General features: G+C 61.9%; 20 protein-coding genes and 1 tRNA gene. 6 read left to right on the top strand and 15 right to left on the bottom strand.

What is annotated here, in order from left to right:
• Window positions 1-8 precede the first annotated feature (8 nt).
• Entirely contained in the window at window positions 9-821 is an 813-nt protein-coding gene (locus AC56QP_RS01475) for an FMN-binding protein (protein ID WP_497103894.1), read from the bottom strand.
• A gap of 377 nt (window positions 822-1,198) precedes the next feature.
• On the opposite strand from AC56QP_RS01475, the gene AC56QP_RS01470 reads away from it, so the two are divergent.
• Window positions 1,199-1,447, top strand: a complete 249-nt coding sequence (locus tag AC56QP_RS01470; RefSeq protein WP_497103893.1) for a DUF1858 domain-containing protein — start codon at window positions 1,199-1,201, stop codon at window positions 1,445-1,447.
• Window positions 1,448-1,450: 3 nt separating this feature from the next.
• Here the strand turns inward: AC56QP_RS01470 and AC56QP_RS01465 are convergent, their stop codons facing one another.
• Entirely contained in the window at window positions 1,451-2,152 is a 702-nt protein-coding gene (locus AC56QP_RS01465; RefSeq protein ID WP_489861209.1) for a Crp/Fnr family transcriptional regulator, read from the bottom strand.
• Between the two features lie 145 nt (window positions 2,153-2,297).
• Between AC56QP_RS01465 and AC56QP_RS01460 the strand changes: the two genes are divergently transcribed.
• Window positions 2,298-2,735, top strand: a complete 438-nt coding sequence (locus AC56QP_RS01460; RefSeq protein WP_489861210.1) for a pseudoazurin — start codon at window positions 2,298-2,300, stop codon at window positions 2,733-2,735.
• A 105-nt stretch (window positions 2,736-2,840) separates the two neighbouring features.
• Window positions 2,841-4,016, top strand: coding sequence for an NnrS family protein (locus tag AC56QP_RS01455; RefSeq protein WP_489861211.1), 1,176 nt, complete (start codon window positions 2,841-2,843; stop codon window positions 4,014-4,016).
• A 54-nt stretch (window positions 4,017-4,070) separates the two neighbouring features.
• On the opposite strand, the gene AC56QP_RS01450 is transcribed toward AC56QP_RS01455, so the two are convergent.
• From AC56QP_RS01450 to ccoN, 10 genes are all read right to left on the bottom strand, one after another.
• Complete coding sequence (locus tag AC56QP_RS01450) at window positions 4,071-4,937, bottom strand: SUMF1/EgtB/PvdO family nonheme iron enzyme (protein ID WP_497100849.1); 867 nt, start codon at window positions 4,935-4,937, stop codon at window positions 4,071-4,073.
• A 49-nt stretch (window positions 4,938-4,986) separates the two neighbouring features.
• Window positions 4,987-6,093, bottom strand: a complete 1,107-nt coding sequence (gene nirK, locus AC56QP_RS01445; protein WP_489861213.1) for a copper-containing nitrite reductase — start codon at window positions 6,091-6,093, stop codon at window positions 4,987-4,989.
• Between the two features lie 203 nt (window positions 6,094-6,296).
• Complete coding sequence (ccoS, locus tag AC56QP_RS01440; RefSeq protein ID WP_091586331.1) at window positions 6,297-6,452, bottom strand: cbb3-type cytochrome oxidase assembly protein CcoS; 156 nt, start codon at window positions 6,450-6,452, stop codon at window positions 6,297-6,299.
• A complete protein-coding gene (locus tag AC56QP_RS01435; RefSeq protein WP_489861214.1) occupies window positions 6,449-8,737 on the bottom strand; it encodes a heavy metal translocating P-type ATPase in 2,289 nt (762 codons plus the stop codon). The genes ccoS and AC56QP_RS01435 overlap by 4 nt, the downstream gene beginning before the upstream one ends.
• Window positions 8,734-9,231, bottom strand: a complete 498-nt coding sequence (locus AC56QP_RS01430; RefSeq protein ID WP_489861215.1) for a FixH family protein — start codon at window positions 9,229-9,231, stop codon at window positions 8,734-8,736. Before AC56QP_RS01430 ends, AC56QP_RS01435 begins: the two co-directional genes overlap by 4 nt.
• Complete coding sequence (gene ccoG / locus AC56QP_RS01425; protein WP_489861216.1) at window positions 9,228-10,787, bottom strand: cytochrome c oxidase accessory protein CcoG; 1,560 nt, start codon at window positions 10,785-10,787, stop codon at window positions 9,228-9,230. Before ccoG ends, AC56QP_RS01430 begins: the two co-directional genes overlap by 4 nt.
• A gap of 216 nt (window positions 10,788-11,003) precedes the next feature.
• Window positions 11,004-11,867, bottom strand: coding sequence for a cytochrome-c oxidase, cbb3-type subunit III (gene ccoP, locus AC56QP_RS01420; RefSeq protein WP_489861217.1), 864 nt, complete (start codon window positions 11,865-11,867; stop codon window positions 11,004-11,006).
• Between the two features lie 2 nt (window positions 11,868-11,869).
• Complete coding sequence (locus AC56QP_RS01415) at window positions 11,870-12,019, bottom strand: cbb3-type cytochrome c oxidase subunit 3 (RefSeq protein WP_091586321.1); 150 nt, start codon at window positions 12,017-12,019, stop codon at window positions 11,870-11,872.
• Between the two features lie 12 nt (window positions 12,020-12,031).
• Entirely contained in the window at window positions 12,032-12,763 is a 732-nt protein-coding gene (gene ccoO, locus AC56QP_RS01410; RefSeq protein WP_489861218.1) for a cytochrome-c oxidase, cbb3-type subunit II, read from the bottom strand.
• An 11-nt stretch (window positions 12,764-12,774) separates the two neighbouring features.
• Entirely contained in the window at window positions 12,775-14,385 is a 1,611-nt protein-coding gene (ccoN, locus tag AC56QP_RS01405; RefSeq protein WP_489861219.1) for a cytochrome-c oxidase, cbb3-type subunit I, read from the bottom strand.
• A 252-nt stretch (window positions 14,386-14,637) separates the two neighbouring features.
• Between ccoN and AC56QP_RS01400 the strand changes: the two genes are divergently transcribed.
• Window positions 14,638-15,054, top strand: coding sequence for a hemerythrin domain-containing protein (locus tag AC56QP_RS01400; RefSeq protein WP_489863425.1), 417 nt, complete (start codon window positions 14,638-14,640; stop codon window positions 15,052-15,054).
• On the opposite strand, the gene AC56QP_RS01395 is transcribed toward AC56QP_RS01400, so the two are convergent.
• Window positions 15,051-15,779: a Crp/Fnr family transcriptional regulator gene (locus AC56QP_RS01395; RefSeq protein ID WP_489863426.1), complete on the bottom strand. Its 729-nt coding sequence runs from the start codon at window positions 15,777-15,779 to the stop codon at window positions 15,051-15,053. The genes AC56QP_RS01400 and AC56QP_RS01395 overlap by 4 nt on opposite strands.
• A 156-nt stretch (window positions 15,780-15,935) precedes the next feature.
• Between AC56QP_RS01395 and hemN the strand changes: the two genes are divergently transcribed.
• Window positions 15,936-17,285: an oxygen-independent coproporphyrinogen III oxidase gene (gene hemN, locus AC56QP_RS01390; protein ID WP_489861220.1), complete on the top strand. Its 1,350-nt coding sequence runs from the start codon at window positions 15,936-15,938 to the stop codon at window positions 17,283-17,285.
• Between the two features lie 12 nt (window positions 17,286-17,297).
• On the opposite strand, the gene AC56QP_RS01385 is transcribed toward hemN, so the two are convergent.
• Window positions 17,298-17,777: a potassium channel family protein gene (locus AC56QP_RS01385; RefSeq protein ID WP_489861221.1), complete on the bottom strand. Its 480-nt coding sequence runs from the start codon at window positions 17,775-17,777 to the stop codon at window positions 17,298-17,300.
• Between the two features lie 211 nt (window positions 17,778-17,988).
• Between AC56QP_RS01385 and AC56QP_RS01380 the strand changes: the two genes are divergently transcribed.
• A tRNA-Gly gene (locus AC56QP_RS01380) sits at window positions 17,989-18,062 on the top strand.
• 189 nt (window positions 18,063-18,251) lie between these two features.
• Here the strand turns inward: AC56QP_RS01380 and AC56QP_RS01375 are convergent.
• The gene (locus AC56QP_RS01375; RefSeq protein WP_489861222.1) at window positions 18,252-19,139 is read right to left on the bottom strand and encodes a DMT family transporter; all 888 of its coding nucleotides are present in this window, start codon (window positions 19,137-19,139) and stop codon (window positions 18,252-18,254) included.
• Between the last annotated feature and the right edge of the window lie 214 nt (window positions 19,140-19,353).

The raw sequence follows: 19,353 nt of genomic DNA, 5'->3' as shown, positions 1-19,353 counted from the left end.
GCATGGACCTACGAAGCGGCTTTCTTCAGCGCGCCGCCAAGCGACTGGATGAAGGCCCTGCTGGTCAGCGTCGCGCCCGAAATGATGTCGACATGGGCGCTTTGCGCGCTGATCGCCTCGTCGCGCAGCATCGGCAGTGCCTGCCGGTTGATGCTGACGGAGGTGCGGCGGTCAGATGGGTATTTCAGCACTTTCAGCGCCGTCAGGCGACCGCCCTGGATGGAAGCCTGAATCTGGATGAGCCCGTAATAGGCATCCGCGACGGGACCGGTGTAGGTGCCATCGACGAAGCCATGCGCGGCCGGCTTCGTGCCGGCATTCACGGTCGCCTTCATGCCTGTACGGATGACGCGGGCGGTTGCTTCCGCATAGTCCGGCCGCGGTTGCGGGATGGGTATGTAAACGGCCGGAGTGATGACGAAGGATGGCGTTTCAGGCGCGGGAACGGCGGCCGGTACGGTTGTGGCTCCAGTCGGTACTGGTGTCGGGGCGACTGTCCGCGAAACCTGCGCTTGCTTTACGACGGGTTCCAGCTTCGGGGTGGGTGCTGTGATGGCGGCCGTTGTTTCCCTGCCAATCGCCGGCTGCGTGTTGAACTGGGGCTCGAGCCGGACGCTCTGCTGGCGAATCACAGGCATGGTCGGAGCCGGAGCGTTGTCAGTTGGCGCGGCGGGGATTACCGGCTGCGCGGTACCTCCCGCGGCGGCGTCGGCTGGTTGCGCCGAACCCAGCATGTCGTCCGCGGGGGCCGTACCGGCCTGTTCCCACACATAGGCGCCAGAGGCGGCGATCACGAAAAGTGACAAGGCAATCTGCTTCATTTGCATTGCATTCCAGGTTGCACTGGCGAATCCGTTTCGGATCGCTTCAACCGCAATATCTCATGCCAGAGCTGTCAATTGGCTGTCAGGGGCGCGGCCACGCCATTGGCGATGATGCCGGTCTTGGTGGCGGCATCACTTGTTGCTGCCGTGTCTGCCTCTCTGCTGTCCCCCGCAGTGTTGGGTGCGGTCGGCGCTAAAGCCGGCGGCGTGACATTCCGGGGCGTGCCGGCAATGGACTGCCGGACACGGCGGCTCCGCCGAGATCCTCGCATTGTCCGTTTCCCAAGTTCGTAGATCTGGCCCGGGGAGCCCGATCCGGCCTCTGCTGTTCTTCAAGTTGCGAAAGCGCAACGAAGGCAAGGCGCGCTGGGCATATGAATGCGTTTTGTGGAGGCGAAAGTTCGACCATGAAGCAAGCCAGTTCCATCAATCCCGACATGGTCGTCGACGAGATCATGAGGCGATGGCCGGCAACGGTGGCAGTGCTGTTGAGGTACAGGATGCTTTGCGTCGGTTGTCCGATCGGCACTTTCCATACCGTGGCGGAGGCATGCCGAGAACATCAGATCGACGAGGGCGACTTTCTCCTCGAATTGGAATCGGTTGTTCGAGGAGACCGGTGACCGTCAGCCCTTGTCCCGGTTCTCGGCCAGGACCACCAGGCGATGCGGGTCCTTGACCGTGACTTTCTGGCGCCCGCTGACAATGATCCCCCTCTCTTCCCACTTGCTGAGCAAACGGCTGACGGTGTGAAGTGTCGTGCCAGTCATCTCGGCAATGTCCTGCCGCGAGATCGGGAAGTCGATTTCGATGCCGCTGTCGGTCTTTCGGCCGGTCTGGTTCGCCAGTCGCAGCAGCGCATGCGCGACCCGCTGCTCCACCTGCTCGGTCGACATCTCCATCACCCGCGTCTGGGTTTCTTGCAGCCTGTTCCCAACCGTCCTGTAGGTGGTCGCCCCAAACGCCGGGAACCGTCGCGCCAGCTCCGGCCAAAGCGCGTTGGGCCAGGCCAGCACCACGCAGTCCACCGCGGCGACTGCGCTGGCGGGGTAGGTCGTCCGGCCAAGCGCCGCTGCCACGCCAAAAATCTCGCCTTCGCTAATGTACCTGGCGATGACCTGCTGTCCGTCCGGCGTGGTACGAACGACGCGTATGTGCCCCGCGATCAGAACGAAAAAGGAATGGGCGTCGGTTTCCTGCTCGAAGATCGCCGTGTCCTTGGCATAGCGTGACGATTTCGCGCCTCGGAGAAGCTCGGTCTGCTCGTCGGGCGTCAGTTCCCGGAAGAGCGGCAGTCGCGATATCAGCGATCGGTCCAGCGCAGCCAAGCGGATCCCCCACGGCCTGTTCCGCACCAGTCGTGCGGGAAACCTTTCTACCCCGAGTTTGCGCCAGCGCAAATTCTGCCAGCGCATATCAGGCTAAATGGCATGGAACGGCCAATGCCGCGAAGACGAAACAAAGGACAAATCGATGAAACTTTCCATCCTCGCCGCCGCAATCTCCATCCTCGCGCTCGCCAGCGGCGCAAGCGCCGAAGAGCACGTGGTGCAAATGCTCAACAAAGGCGAAAAAGGCGCAATGGTTTTCCAGCCGGCCTTCGTCAAGGCCGCACCCGGCGACACCGTCAAGTTCGTGCCGACCGACAAGACGCACGACGCTGAGTCGATCAAGGGCATGCTTCCGGATGGCGCTGAACCCTTCAAGGGAAAGCCCAGCGAGGAAATCACCGTCACACTGACGAAGGAGGGCGTCTACGGTGTCAGATGCGCACCTCACTACGGCATGGGCATGGTCGCCCTGATCGTTGTCGGCAAGCCGGTCAACCTCGATGCCGCCAAGGCGGTCAAGCACCCAGGCAAGGCAAAGACGGTGTTCGCCGACCTGTTCAGCCAGATCCCGGCCAACTGACCGGCAATCGATACAGCCATGCCTGCCGGCATAACTGGCAGGCTAGGGCCGGACGGACCGAGGGCGGCGGTTCATCCGGCCCTTTTCATTTGAGGATGCAAAGTCATGGGAATTCCACGCCTGCGGGCCTACACCGGCCCAGCGTTTCTTTCCTACGGGTTCAGGCCCTTCTTCTTCCTGGGATCGCTTTATGCCGGACTGTCCGTTCTGCTTTGGCTGCCGATCTATGCGGGTGAACTCGACGCCCACAGTGCGTTCGTTCCCGTCGACTGGCATGTCCACGAGATGTTGTTCGGCTATCTGCCGGCGATCGTTACCGGATTCCTGCTGACCGCCATCCCGAACTGGACCGGCCGGCTGCCTGTGCAAGGCTTGCCATTGCTGGCATTGGTTGTCCTGTGGATTGCCGGTCGCGCTGCTGTTTTCTTCTCGGCGGATATCGGCTGGGAAGCAGGCGCCCTGATCGACGGTGCGTTTCTGCTCGCGGTCACCGCGGCGGCGGCACGCGAAATTGTCGCCGGACGCAACTGGCGCAACCTCAAGGTGCTGGTGCCGCTTGCCGTTCTGGCTTGCGCCAATGGCGTGTTTCATATCGAGGCACATATTCAAGGCACATCGGACATCAGCCGAAGGCTTGGCATGGCAGCGGCGATCATGCTCATCTCGCTCATCGGCGGGCGTATCATCCCGAGCTTCACGCGCAATTGGCTCGTCCGCGAAAATCCCGGCAGGCTTCCCGCGCCTTTCGACCGTTTTGACGTGGCATCGATAGCCATCTCGGCCATTGCACTGGGAGCATGGACATTAGCCCCGGAAAGCATCGTCTCCGCGCTGGTGCTGGCGACCGCCGCAATTGTCCAGGCATGGCGTTTATCGCGGTGGGCTGGCGAGCGTACCTTGCGGGATCCGCTCGTGCTGGTACTTCATCTCGCATACGCCTTTGTGCCGGTCGGCCTTGCCCTGGTCTCGGCGTCGATCTTCTTCCCAGGCGCTGTGCCGACGGCGGCAGGACTGCACGCCCTCGGAACCGGTGCGGTTGGTGCGATGACGCTCGCCGTGATGATCCGCGCAACGCTCGGGCACACCGGACGAGAGCTCAAGGCCGGAAGAGGCGCCTCGTTTATCTTCGTGGCCATCCTTCTCGCGGGATCGCTGAGAATCCTGGCCACTTTCGTTCCCTATGGCGTGATGATCGACATTGCCGGCACCGCCTGGGTGGCGGCATTTGCCGGCTTCCTGGTGATCTATGGAACCGCGTTGATGACGCCAAAAGCACGGTGAGCGCCGCAGCGGCAGGCGGACTCTCGACGGGTCGAAAAGACGTTGATGTGCTGTTCAGACGATGCGCAGCCAGCCGAAGATCCGGTTCGCCCATCCCGCATGGTCCCGGATCAATCTGAATCCCAGATTGTCGGGAGGCGTTCCGACGGCACAGCCTCCGCTTTTCCCGTCGCTGACGAAGTTCGACATATAGGCTCTGTGACGCCCTTCAAGGACATGGACACCGCAATTGTCGACCGAACTCGCAACACCGGTTCCATCGGCGGCCAACGTTATGCGGACATAGCAGGTCGACGTCCATTCCCAGACGTTGCCGGAGAAGTCCGCGAGGCCTCGGGAATTCACTCCGAAGGAGCCACGGCTCCTGGGCAGGGGGTCCGGTTTGATTTTGAGTTCCACCTCGGCCGTGTAGCTGGTCAGCCAGCGCCTGGCAGGGTTGTTGGCGTCGTCTTCCACGCCCTCGAATTCACCTGCGAACCGCTCAGCCGCGGCAAATGCCCATTCCTCGTCGGATGGCAACCGCCAGTGGTCGCCGGTCGCTTCCGAATACCACCGGGCATAGGCGTCGGCGTCGAGATAGCTCACTCCGGTCACGGGAGCATCGCTCGGGACCGCGCGTGTCTCCTGTGGTGGCTGACAGCCGCCGGCCGCGACACAGGCCGCATAGTCGCCGACGCTGACTTGATAGGTCATGATTTCAAGAGGCTTGTCGAGTTGCCGCTCGAGACGGGGATTGCCTTGCGGGCGTCCGCCCTTCAGGAACTCGCCGGGCATCGGGTAGGTGATCGAACCGGGAAGCAAGGTCGTCGTGGCAACGGGGCCGGACTGTCGATGCCCGCCGGCTGCCTGTATCGACAGTCCTGCTGGCACAACCGCGGCCGCCATGGCGACCGACACAAGCTTCAAGATGGAAAGCGACATGGCTTTTGTCCAAGCCCGGACAGCATCGCTGTCCGGGCAGTTTTCGGTATCAGTTCAAGGCGATGGGTTTCGGCGCCTCGACCTGCGTCATCAGGTCGTCATTCCACGTGCCTTCGACCATGAAATGAGCGGTCGCCCCGAGTTCCACGGCCTCGATCAGATTGTGATTGACATAGGCGTAGATGCCCGGCTGCAGGAACGTATAGAGCGCCGAACCAGCCGAGCCGCCACGGATGAACCAGGTTTCCAGATCCTTGGCCGGCGGATTGGCGAATTTGCCCTGCTCCCAGACATAATCACCGTGCCCACCGATCAGATGCGGCCGCGTATCGCGGTTGGCCTGCGAATGGACGATCAACACGGTCTCGCCGACCTTGGCCTTCATGGCGTTGTCGCCGGTCAGCGAACCGACCTTGCCGTTGAACACGACATGTGTCGGGATCAGCCCACGCATCACCTTGACGATGTCGTCGTAACCGTCGCCGGCCGACTCGTAGCTCTTGAAGTTGCCCTTCTCGTCGCGCGGGATGTAGAAGTCGTTCTCGCCGATGTAGAAAATCCTGTCGTACTTGATCGGCTTGCCCTCGTCGTTCCTGAGACCGTCGCGCGGCAGGATCATGATCGCGCCGCTCATGCCGGAGACGACATGCCAGGGGATCATCGGACCGCCGGGCGCGCAGTGATAGACGAACGTTCCCGTCCGGGTTGCCTTGAAGCGCAGGGTCACCTGTTCGCCGGGGTTGATCAAGGTGAGGCCGCCGCCGCCCAGCGCACCGGTCGCTGCGTGGAAGTCGATGTTGTGGGCGAGGGAGTTGGTATCGGGGTTGATGAGCGTCAGTTCGACATAGTCGTCCTGGTGCACGACCATCAGCGGGCCAGGAATCGAGCCATTGTAGGTCATCGCATTGAGCTTCGTGCCGTCGGCATCGATGACGACAGGCTTTTCCTCGATCGTCATGGTGAATTCGACGATCTTCGGTCCTGTCTTGGCGACCTGATCGTGCGGATGGACGAAAGGCGGCGCCACAAGCTTGATCTTTTCGCGCGGCAGCGCCTTGATGTCGGCTTGTGTGACCGTTGCGGAAAATGCCGGCATCGCCGCCACGGCGGCAGCGCCAATGGCTGCTCCGAAGAGGGCTTCGCGTCGCGTGAACATGTTAGTCTCCTGTCTCTCAACCGTTGCTGATGGGCAGAAGATACCTGAGATGACGCAGCGTCTCTTTGCGTTGGCGCAAACTGGGTGAGTTTCATTGGTTGGCCGGCATGAGCCCTCGACCAAGGGCAACCGTGCGCGCCACATGGTGCGGAGCGCTGGCAACGCGCTGACGGCCGACATCGGTGTCGGCAAAGCCATCCAGATCAGAGGTCCGGCTTGTCGTCCCGATCGATAAGGATCCGCTCGGCGGCTCCGTCGAGATCCTCATATTGACCGCTCCTCAAGGCCCACAGGAAGCCAGCCAGGCCCAGCGCGCCGAGAAAAAGGGCCACGGGTATGAGGTAGACAAGCGTCGTCATGAGGGTTGTGCCAGCTGGTCGCCCCTGGCGCGCCTGTCCCGCCGCGCGTCTTGCGCCGGTGCGTTTGCCACAAAGCCTTGCAGGCGTAGCGCATTTCCGATCACAAGCAGCGACGAGGCGGACATGGCGATCGCCGCGATCAGCGGTGTGACGTGGCCCAGGATGGCGATCGGTACCGCGACGGCATTGTAGACGATCGCGATGGCGATGTTCTGACGAATCAGGCTTCCCGCCTTGCGCGAGACGTCCACGGCAAGCGGCACGGCCAGAAGGCTTTCGCGGAGGAACACGAAATCCGCAGCGCTGCGGCCGATGTCGGCCGCGGTGGCCGGAGCGATCGAGACATGCGCCGCGCTCAGTGCCGGCGTGTCGTTGAGCCCATCGCCGACCATCAGGACCTTGTGTTCGGCTTTCGCCAGGGTTTCGATGTGCTCGACCTTGCCGGACGGGAGCAGGGCCGGGACGAAGCTGTCGATGTTCAGCATCTCCGCGACTTTGCCACAAGCCCCGGCGGTATCCCCCGAGAGCATCTCGACCGACACCCCGGCATCCCTCAATTCCAGTATGGCTGCCCTGGCGTCGGCACGCAACGCATCCTCGAAGTCGAAGGTCGCGACAATGATCCCGTCTTTCGTCAGAACCGTTCCGCCATGGCCATGTCTGCCTTCTCCGCCGGTTCGCGCCTTCCATCCAGCCCATCCGCGTCGACCCAATCGCCAGGTGCTTCCCGCCGCGCTGGCTTCAATCCCGAAACCAGGGTGCTCGCTGACGGATTCGAGCTTGGGCCGGCCGGCAAGACCTGCGAAGCCGGCTATGGCCTTTGAATAAGGGTGACGCGAATGCGCGGCCATGTCGGCTGCGATGGCCAGCATGGCCGGATCGATCGACGACGCATTGATGAGACGGGGCTGTCCGAGCGTGAGCGTGCCGGTCTTGTCGAACACCGCCGTATCAATCGTTGCCAGGCGTTCCATGGCCGAACCGTCCTTGACCATGATGCCGTTTTCGAACAGGCGCCGCGCCGCGACCACCTGCACGATCGGTACGGCGAGGCCGAGCGCGCACGGACATGTGATGATGAGAACGGCGATAGCGATGGTCATCGCCCGATGCCAGTCGCCGGTCGCCGCCATCCAGCCAAGGAATGTCGCGAAGGCGGTGAGATGAACCACCGGAGCGTAAAGCGCCGAAACGCGGTCGGCGATGCGGCGGTAATGCGCGCGGCCGCCCTCGGCGGCTTCCATCAGGCGAACCATTTCCGCCAGGAAAGAATCCTTCGCGGCGGCTGTCGCCTGGATCGTCAGCGGACCGGTAAGGTTGAGCACGCCGGCCTGCACGGATTCCCCCGGCGCCGCGTTTCTGGGCGTGCTCTCGCCGGAAACCAGAGAGCAATCGAGATCCGACGATCCCCGAAGGATCTTTCCGTCGACGGGGATCCTTTCGCCGGCGGCGATCAGCAACTGCATGCCTGGTTCGATCTCGCCAATCGGCAGGTAGTCGCGCGCGCCATCGCCGCGCACCACCATGGCGCCACGCGCCGCCAGTTGTGACAGGCCTTTTACGGCGGTTCGGGCTCGTTCGCGCATCACGTGATCCAGCGTGCGGCCGATCAACAGGAAGAACAGCAACGATACCGACGCATCGAAATAGGCGTGGTCGCCATGGTTGATCGTCTCGTAGAGGCTCATGGCATAGGCGAGCGAGACACCGACCGCGATGGGCACGTCCATGTTCATGCGGCCGTGGCGCAGCGCATTCCACGCCGAGCGGAAGAAGATGCCGCCGGCGAAGGCAAGCGCCGGGATGGCGATCAGCGCCGAGACCCAGTGGAACAGATCGCGGGTCGGGCCTTCAGCACCGGACCAGACCGAGACCGAAAGCAGCATGATGTTGCCGGCCGCAAAGCCGGCAACCGCGACGGCGCGGATCAGCTCCGCAAGCGCCTTGTCCTTTTCATCGACCTCGGGGGCGAACAGATGTGCCTGGTAGCCGAGCCGCCCAAGCGCGGCGACGAGCGGCGGAACGTCATCGCCACGCCACTGGACCGAAACCCGTTTGGTCGACAGGTTGACGCGAGCGCTCTCCACGCGATCGAGCTTTCCCAATGCCGCCTCGATCGTCTGGATACAGGCCGCGCAATGAACCGTGGGGACTGAAAGGTCGGTCTGGTTGAGACCATCGCCAAGCGATCGACTTGCCAGCTTGATCTCCTGGCTCGACGGCAGGACGGATGTGCCGCTGTCCATATCCAGCGCCATTTCCGCGCCCGGCGCACAACAACTCATTGCAGCGCTCCATGGGAAATCATGATCCTGCGGACCTCGCGATAGGGCTCCGCGAGACCGGCATCGGCGTCCACCTCGACGATCCAGACGCCGTCCTTTGGCATGTGCTGGGCGGCGAATTCCTGGCCGGTGGCGAGGGCGAGCGTGACGGACTTGTCCTCTTTCTCGTAAGCCGGGTGGCGAAACAGCACCTTGACACCATGCAAGGCAACCGGCTTGCCGGCGGCATCAGCGAGGCTGTAGCGGACCTCGCCCCATGCGATGGTCAGCTTGCCGGTCCAGCCGAGGGCTGCCTGCGCCCGCCCTTCCTCGGCCTTTTTGTTGAATTGCTGGCTCGCCACGTAGGTGTTCTCGACGACAAGGCCAGTCCAGCTTGTGTTGGCGAGCGTCGCCAGGGTCAGATTGACCGCGAGGATCACGCCGAAAAAGGCAAGGATGACGGCCAACATGTGCTTGCCGGTGAATTCGCGGGGCTTTTGCGCCTTGGCGGTCATCTGGCGGTCTCCGGTGCGTTGAAGGTGGCGGTGTACTCGTCCGACTCGAAACTCGCCTTGTCCTCGACCCGGAACTTGAAGGTCTGCGCCGTGCCCTGAATCTGACCTGCCGGCTGGCGCACGAAAACCTTCAGCATCTTCAGCCGGTCGGGTTCGACCGAAATCGGGACGGAACGACCGACGGGCACATCGATGCCAACGACGCTCATCTCGGCTCCCTGCAAGCCTTGAATGGTGACGACGATCGTCCTTGGCTCGGGGACCATGTTGAGCAGTTTGACGGTGTAACCGTTGCGGATCGAGCCGTCGGACAACGTGACGAACTGCGGATTGCGGTCATGCAGCACGTTGACTTCGAGCCGGTCGCGCGTCAGCAGCGAATAGAGCAGGCCCAGGCCGATCAGCGACCACATAGCCATGTAGACGTAAGTGCGCGGCCGGAAGATCTTGCGGATATGAAAATGGGCCACCTTGTCGGAGAACGTGCCATCTGCCGTCCTGACCAGCGCTGGATTGACGGAGCTGGAACCGCCAGCGGTCGCCAGCATCATGTTGGCGTTGTAGTCGGAGAGCGTCGCGTAGGAGATCAGCCCGCGCTCCCTGCCGAGCTTATCCATGATGCCGTCGCAGGCGTCGATGCAAAGCGCGCAGGTTATGCATTCGAGCTGCTGGCCATCACGAATGTCGATTCCCATCGGGCAGACCGCGACGCAGGCATTGCAGTCGACGCAGTCGCCGACAGGCTGCCCTGCGGCAAGGATCTTCTTGGCGTGACGCGAGCGCGGCTCGCCGCGCCAGTCATTGTAGGTGACGGTGAGGGAATTCTCGTCGAGCATGGCCGCCTGGATGCGCGGCCACGGGCACATGTAGGTGCAGACTTGCTCGCGCATCAGCCCGCCGAACGTATAGGTCGTTGCCGTCAGCACGGCGACGGTGATGTAGGCGACGGGCGCCGCGGTGCCGGTGAAGAGCTCCACAGCCAGCGTCGGCGCATCGGCGAAATAGAAGATCCAAGCGCCGCCGGTCGCCGCGCCTATGACCAGCCAGATGGCGTGTTTCGATACCCGCAGCACGAGTTTGCGGACGGTCCACGGCCCGGCATCGAGCTTCATGCGCGCATTGCGATCACCCTCGATGGCCCGCTCGACGACCAGAAACAGATCGACCCACACGGTCTGTGGGCACGTGTAGCCGCACCAGGCGCGCCCGACAGTCGACGTGATCAGGAAGAGGCCGACGCCGGCCATGACAAGCAGGCCGGCCACATAGTAGAACTCCTGCGGCCATATCTCGATAAAGAAGAAGTAGAAGCGCCGGTTGGCGAGATCGAGCAGCACCGCCTGGTCCGGGGCGAATGGGCCACGATCCCATCGCAACCACGGCGTCAGATAGTAGATGCCCAGCGTGATTGCCATCACCAGCCATTTGAAGCGGCGAAAGCTGCCTGAGGCGCGCTTCGGGAAGATCTTCTTGCGTGCCGCGTAAAGTGGCTGACGGGTCTTGGCGGAGTTGACCGCCTCGGCTTCGAGCCGTTCTACCTGTGTGTTGTCCAGCACGAGTATCTCCAATCGCGCAACCGATGGTTTGCCGTGCAACCGGACATTCCCGATTCTACTGGCGTCCTGAGTGCCGCGCGTCGGCGAAGCTTTGCCGCATGGCAAGCCGCACCGCGTTGATGCAAGTCAAACCGGGTGCCGGAATGCAAATCGAGGCCCGGCTGTGCCGGGCCTCGTCGCCTGGGCGATGATGGCCAGAGAATGGACCCCCGCTTCCTATTCTCCACCGCCAAGCGAATGCACATAGACCGCCAGTTCCTTGACCTTGGTTTCGCCCAGGCGCGCGCCCCAGGCCGGCATCACGCCGTGTTTCGGCGCACGGACCTGGGCGGCGATGGCTGTTTCGCCGGGTCCGTAGAGCCAGATCGCATCGGTCAGGTCGGGGGCGCCGAGTTCCTTGTTGCCTTTCGCGTTGTCGCCGTGGCAGGCCACGCAATTTTCCGCAAAGACCTTGGCGCCGGGCGCGACCAATGCCTGATCGCTAACAGTGCCGGACAGGCTGGCGACGTAAGCGCTGACCTGTTGGATCTGGTCGGCGGTGATGACGTCGCCAAAGGCCGGCATTTCGGACACGCGGGTATCCGTGTCGGACGCAAAGCGGATGCCGTGCGTGATCGTTTGCTGGATCTGCTCAGCCTTGCCGCCCCACAGCCAGTCGTCATCGTTCAGGTTGGGAAAGCCCTTGGATCCTTGCGCGCCGGAGCCGTGGCACTGCACGCAATTGACTTTGAACGCGGCGCCACCGGCGGCGATGGCGAATTCGCGCAACGCATCGTCGGAGGCGATCTCGGACACGGTTTTCGATTGAATTGCCGCGACATACTTGCCCTTGGCAACCTCGGCCGCCGCCAGCTCGTTGCCGACGTCGTTACGGCTCGAATAGCCGAGCACACCCTTGGTTGCCGAGGTCAGCATCGGCCATGCCGGGTACGCAATGGTGTAGCCGATCGCCCAGACGATGGTGATGTAGAACGTTATGATCCACCAGCGCGGGAGCGGATTGTTAAGCTCCCTGATGCCGTCCCACTCGTGGCCAGTGGTCGAGACACCAGTGACCTCGTCGATATGCTCGTTGCTCATCGTCAATCGTCCTTGAGAGGAATACGGGCGGCTTCGTCCGCTTGGCCGCGGCTGCCGGGGCGGAATGCGAAGGCGACTGCGCCGACAAAGAAGAGCGCCATGGCAACCAGGCCCCAGCTGTCGGCAAACTCTCGCATCAAATTGTAATCCATCGATAAAACTCCTCAGCGATAGCCGGCGGCTTCGTCGTAGTTCTTGAAATCGACCAAGGTGCCGAGCATCTGCAGGTAGGCGACGAGGGCATCCATTTCGGTGACCTGTTGCGGGTTGCCGTCGAAGTCGCCGATCTTGGCCTTGGGGTAGCGGGTCTCAAGACCGGATGTATCGGCGTTGGGATCGGCTTGCGCCATCAGGTCGGCATTGGCGTGAGCGATCATGTCATCGGTGTAGGGGACGCCGACCCGCCTGTTGGCAACCAGATGTGTCGAGAAATCCTTCACCTCGATCGGCTTGTCCTTCAGGAACGCGTAGCTCGGCATGATCGATTCCGGCACCACCGAACGCGGATCCGTAAGGTGCTGAACGTGCCATCCATTCGAGTAGCGGTCGCCAACCCGGGCGAGATCCGGCCCGGTTCGCTTCGATCCCCACTGGAAAGGATGATCGTACATCGACTCGGCCGCCAGGCTGTAGTGACCATAGCGTTCGACTTCGTCCCGGAACGGCCTGATCATCTGGCTGTGGCAGAGATAGCAGCCTTCGCGCACATAGACATTGCGTCCGGCGAGTTCGAGCGGCGAATAGGGCCGCATGCCCTCGACCTTTTCGATCGTATTGTCGAGATAGAAGAGCGGTGCGATCTCGACGATGCCGCCGACGGTCACCACAAGAAGAGAGCCAACGAGAAGAAGCGTGGCGTTCTTCTCGATGATTGCGTGTCTGTCCATCAAGCCCATTTTCTGGCTCCTTATTCGGCAGGCTGAAGGGCGGGAACGGAGCCGGGCATTGGCTCCTCCTCGCGCTGGTGTCCGAGGATGGTCATGGTGACGTTCCAGGCCATGATCAGAGCGCCGGAGAGGTACATCGCCCCGCCTATGGCGCGCATGACGTAGTAGGGGTGCATGGCGGCGACGGTTTCAGCGAAGGAGTAGACCAGGAAGCCCTGCTCGTCGTATTCGCGCCACATCAGGCCCTGCATGATGCCGGACACCCACATCACCGCGGCGTAGACGACGATACCGAGCGTCGCCAGCCAGAAGTGCCAGGTGACCAGCCGCAGCGAATAGAGCCGGTCGCGGTTCCACAGCTTCGGCACCATGTAGTAGATCGCGCCGAACGAGATCATGCCCACCCAGCCGAGCGCACCTGAGTGCACGTGGCCAATGGTCCAGTCGGTATAATGCGACAGCGAATTGACCGTCTTGATCGACATCATCGGGCCTTCGAAGGTCGACATGCCGTAGAAGGCGATAGCCATCACCATCATGCGGATGATCGGATCGGTGCGGAGCTTGTCCCAAGCGCCGGACAGCGTCATCAGGCCGTTGATCATGCCGCCCCATGACGGCATCCACAGCATGATCGAGAACACCATGCCGAGCGTCTGCGCCCAGTCGGGCAGGGCGGTGTAGTGGAGATGGTGCGGACCGGCCCAGATGTAGAGGAAGATCAGCGCCCAGAAGTGGATGATCGAGAGACGATAGGAGTAGATCGGCCGGTTCGCCTGCTTGGGCACGAAGTAATACATCATGCCGAGGAAGCCGGCGGTGAGGAAGAAGCCGACGGCGTTGTGACCGTACCACCATTGCGTCAGGGCGTCCTGGACACCAGAAAAAGCAGAGTAGCTCTTGGAACCCAGGAATGAGGCTGGCATCGACAGGTTATTGACCACATGCAGCATCGCAATGGTAACGATGAAGGAGAGGTAGAACCAGTTGGCGACGTAGATATGCGGCTCCTTGCGCTTCAGGATCGTGCCAAGGAACAGGATGAGATAGGCGACCCAGACGATGGTCAGCCAGATGTCCACGTACCATTCGGGTTCGGCGTATTCGCGGCTCTCTGTGATGCCGAGCAGATAGCCGGTCGCGGCCATGACGATGAAAAGCTGATATCCCCAGAACACGAACCAGGCGAGGCCGCCGCCAAACAGCCGCGCGCGGCTGGTGCGCTGCACCACATACAAGGACGTGCAAAGCAGCGCATTGCCGCCGAAGGCAAAGACGACGGCGGATGTGTGCAATGGCCGCAGCCGGCCGAAGTTCAACCAGGGTTGGATATTGAGGTCCGGATAAGCGAGCTGCAGCGCGATGATCACGCCGACCAGCATGCCGACAACACCCCAGAACATGGTGGCGATGGCGCCGTAGCGGATTGGCCCATCCATGTAGGCCGATGGGTCAACCGCGGCCGCCCGCGCGAAACTGGTGTTGCGAAGAAGAACAACGGTAAAGCCCACCAGCACGGCGAACAGCACCCACATATGCTGGCGAAAGGGTTCGTCCACGCCAAACCCGGCCGCCACCAGGGCCGCAAACGCGAACAGGCCTAGAGCCACGATTTCAGTGCCGAATTTCATGACATATCCCCGACCTCAGATTCCGATTCGCGGACATCGATCCGCGGCAGCACCATTTAGCAGCGCCTTTGTCGCCGCCTTGATCCATGTCAAAGCTCGGCACCTTCGGATTGGGCAGCGTCGGTCTCGCAAACGACCGGGAGGTTGCCATTGAATTCGGAGAAAGCGCGAGGATCGCCGCTGTTTGAAAACCGCCGCGAAATTTCCACGCCGGCTGGACGATTCGACAGGGAGGCCGTGCCCGCAGCCGTGATGAGGCGCGCGCATGGCGAGAAACTGCGGCTCTGCGATTCTCTGGAGAAAATCGCCGATGCGTTGCCAGGCGTCGATCCCCTGATGTGTCTCAGCACGGCCAATGCGATCTTGCCGCTTTTGCGCAACATTCATCAATATGAAGAGACGATCATTTTCCCAGCCTACGAAGAGGCGGTGGTCGGCAGCGATGCGAACCTTGCGTCAACCCGGCGGTTGCGGGCCGAACATGTGGAAGACGAGTGCTTTGCCGGCGAGGTGACTGAAATTCTGCTCGCGATCGGTCACGGCAGGCCTGTCGAGAATCCAGAGGCCATAGGCTTCATGCTGCGCGGTTTCTTCGAAAGCATGCGCAGGCACATCGCATTTGAACGCGAGCATGTCTTGCCGATGATCGGGATCGCGGACGCGCGCTAGGCCCCGGAGCGGCGCTCCAGGCGGCTCAGGCTTTCCACCGTCACATGTCGATTGTTTTCGATCCGGATTACGCCCTCCGCCCGCAGTCTGGTCAACTGGCGGCTCACCGTCTCGATCGTCAGACCGAGAAAATCGGCGATGTCGGCGCGTGTGAGCGGCAGATCAAAGCTCGTCGAATTGGTGGCTGGATCAGTTGCAGGATCGATATTCCTGGCAATCATCAGCAGAAAGCTCGCCACTTTCTCCGAAGCGGTCTTGCGTCCCAGCGTCACCATCCACTCGCGTGCTTCGTCGAGCTCCTTCAGCGTTTGCTTGAGTAGGCGATGCTCGAGCTCCGGCGACTCCCTCATCATCCTTTCGATGGACGCCTTTGGAAATGAACACAGGGAGACGGCTGTTGCCGCTTCGGCGTTGATCTCGCTTTCAACCTTGAAAGGTCGCCCCAGAAAATCGGGGGCGAACTGGAGGCCGACGATCTGCTGACGTCCGTCCGAAAGGCCCTTTGTCAGCTTCACCACGCCGGAAAGCACGTTGGAATAGCTGTTGACGGTCTCGGCATCGCCGATCAGTTCTGCTCCTGATTCAATCGTGTACCTCGATGAGGTCTTGGAGAGCGCGACCAACTGGTCGGGGTCAAGTGCACCGCAAACGCCGCGATGCCTTGCCTCGCAGGATTGGCAAAGCACGGGAATGCCGGCGCTGTGAACATCTTGACGCACTGTCATCGCGGTTGTCCGTGGATCCAGAATGCCGGCAAGATAGCATCGGCCATTGAAAATGCCTTGCGGCAGTTTGTCCGTTGAAGAGGCTTTGACCGAAATCAAGGCATTGGCGTGCCGATGCGGCCATTTCCTCGACCATAAAAACATAGGAATCGTGACATGCGACCGGAGCTAGCTGCCAGACTTGGCGAGAACGTGCCGCGCTACACCAGTTATCCGACCGCGCCGCATTTCCATGCGGGGGTCGATGCCACTGTCTGTCGAGGCTGGCTGGAAGCGCTCGGGAACGGCGATGAGATTTCACTCTATCTGCATATCCCCTACTGCGACAGGCTCTGCTGGTTTTGCGCCTGCCATACCAAGCAGACACGTCACTATGAACCGGTCGCCGCCTATCTCCGTTCGTTGCATGCGGAGATCGCCACGGTTGCCCGTATTGTCGCCGGCAAGGCCGGGGTGCGTGCTGTCCACCTCGGCGGCGGCTCTCCGACGATGCTGAAGCCCGAGGACATGGTGGCGCTGGGTGCGGCATTGCGCGCCAGCTTTGACTTTCTTCCAGACGCCAGGATCAGCGTCGAAATCGAACCCAACGATATGGACGACGGACGCCTCGACGCACTCGCCGAAATCGGCATGACGCGAGCGAGCCTCGGCGTACAGGATTTCGATCCGAAGGTGCAGAGGGCGATCAACCGCGAGCAGAGCTTCCTGCTGACCAAGGCTGTCGTCGACGGGGTTCGCTCACGCGGTGTAAAGTCCGTGAACCTCGATCTGCTTTACGGCTTGCCGCATCAGACCAGGGAGAGCGTCTCCTCCACCGTCGAGCAGGCGCTGACCTTGGCGCCAGACCGGATAGCGCTTTTTGGCTACGCCCATGTGCCGTGGTTCAAGAAGCATCAAACGATGATCGACGAGGCATGGTTGCCCGGTCCCGTGGAGCGTTTTGCGCAATCGCAACTGGCCGCGCGGGCGATCGTCGACAAGGGATACGAGGCCATCGGGCTCGACCATTTCGCAAAACCCGGTGATGCGTTGGCGGTTGCGTCCCGCTCGGGGACATTGCACCGGAACTTCCAGGGCTACACCGAGGATCGCTGCGAAACCCTGATCGGCCTCGGCCCGTCGTCCATCAGCCAGTTTCGCCAAGGCTATGCGCAGAACATGCCTTCGACCGCCGAGTATGGACGCATGGTCGCAGGCGGCGGACTGGCCGCGATCCGTGGCATCGCATTGTCCGATGATGATCGCGTCCGTGGCTGGATCATCGAGCGCCTGATGTGCGATTTCGCCTTCTCGGCAATCGATCTGGTGGAGCGCTTCGGCGAGCGCGGCCAACGGCTCCTTCTCGAGGCAAGTTCCATGGCTCTCAAAAATCCCGACCGGTTGCTTGAGCTGGACGGCGACTGTTTCGTCGTGCCGGCGGAAAGTCGCCCCTTTGTCAGAAGCATTGCCGCGAAGTTCGACAAATATCTCGAAACCGGGAAGAGCAGGCATTCAGTGGCGGTCTGACAATGGACCCCTTCAGAAATGCTCCCCCGCCTTGAACGGGCCGATGCGCGTTCCGGCAGCGATCAGATAGGCGGTAGACCAGCCGATAAGCAGAAACCCGTTCACGCCTTCGAGCGCCGCCAGCATACGCCATCCATGAGCAGGCACGACGTCGCCATAGCCAACCGTCGCAAAGGTGATGGTTGAAAAGTACAGGGCGGTTTCGAAGTCGACGAAGATATCGAGCAACCGGTACAGCCCCGCCCAAAGCCAGACCTCGGTGGTCATGACGGCGAAAAGCCCCATCACCACGCTGATCATAGCAACAGTGCGGCTGCGACGCCCATGCATGCGAAACCGCGCGACAAGGTATCCCATCGCATGCGTGATGGCGATGAGGCCAAAGGTGTGGACCAGGACTGTCAGACTTATGATGACGGTGCCGATGAGCAGATTGAGGACCATATGCGGAAGGTAGAAATCACAACCGCGTCCTTCCTTGCGCGAAATCAAATCCGGGCGGCTTTCGAGCGTTGAACCGGCAGGTTTCGCCGACAGGCTGTCGACGCAAAGCCGTGACGGGGAAAATCGGCGCCCTGAACGGTCGAGTTTGGCACCGTGTTGACCGAAAGTGTTCGGATGGGCTGGCGGATTTGTAGGCTCCGAATGCCGGACTGACGGTCCTTGACCTTCGCAACAACGTCGACTAGCTAGGTCAGTGTATGCGGGTATGGTGAAATGGTATCACAAGAGCCTTCCAAGCTCACAGTGCGGGTTCGATTCCCGCTACCCGCTCCAAAGGCCTACGCCAAGTACCTCTGACCTGACGTCCCGTTGTACGCCAAAGCGTTCAATCAAGCGGGTATCCTGCTGCGCACGGGCGTGAACGCTTCGAGGGCGCGCTATTGGCTCCCGGACGGAATATCGGGAGGCGGTATTCGCTCCAGACCTTCATCCTTACCAACGCTTTGCGCCCGGTGACGGGTGCTATGCGACGACGGTCAGCCTGCGCTGGCGCTGATCCAGCGACACGATGGTCAGTCCACTGCCGACAACCAGCAGGATGCCGCAGACGGCCAGCGCATTGGGGAATTGCCCGAACACCAGCAGGCCCGAAATGACCGCCCAGACGGTGAAACAGTAATAGAACGGCGCCACGGCGCTGGTTGGCCCGACGCGATAGGCCATGAAGATGAAGAAGTGACCGAAGATCAGGAAAAATCCGGCGCCGGCCATCAGCAGCAGGTGGCGCGTCTCGGGCATCACCCAGCGCTCTGAGACCAGATGCGCGGCCCCTGCGCCGATCAGCACCACCACGACGGCGGAAATCGCCACGATCATCCCCGGCACCTCGGCCGAGACCCGCCTGCCGGCAAGGTCGCGCGCCGCCGCCAGCGCCGCGTTGCCCAGCGCCAGCAAGGCGTAGACCGAAATGCCTTGCATGGTCGGTTGCGCCACCATCAGCGCGCCGATGAAGCCGAGCCCGATCAGCGCCATGCGCTGGCCGCCGATCCGCTCGCCAAACAGGATCGACGAGCCGACCAGCATCAAGAGTGGCGTGATCTGTCCGAGCGCGGTTGAATCCGCGATCTGCATGTTGGCGAGCGCCACCACGTAACAGAGGATCGCCGCCAGCTCGAGCAGGTTCCTGCGCAGCACGCGCTTGTCGAAGATCAGCGGAATCTGTTTGCCGTAGCCGAGCGCGAACAGCAGCGGGAAGCCCCAGAGCGTTGCGGCCGCGCCGCGCAGAAACAGCACTTCGTAGGACGGCAGGCCTGACGTTGCGAGTTTCATCATCGTATCGTTGACGAGATACGACCCGGTCGAAATGATCATGAACAGCGGGCCGCGAACGGTCGTCGGAAGGAAATGCATCCAGTCAGGAGATCAGACCTGGATGATGACCGCAATGGGCCATGAGCTGGCCGTGTATCAGACAGTGGTGGGCAAGGACGAGGACGCAATCGGCTTCGTTCGATCGGTCTCTCGCCCATTTCATTCCTCCGCGGGCATTCCTATATCAGCGCCACATCCCCGTAACCGGATCTCGGGTTCGGACCGAGTGAGACGGCGCCCGGCCAAAAGACGC

The sequence above is a fragment of the Mesorhizobium sp. RCAM 05104 genome, from assembly GCF_059683645.1.
This window is presented reverse-complemented; position numbering and strand designations above follow the sequence as displayed.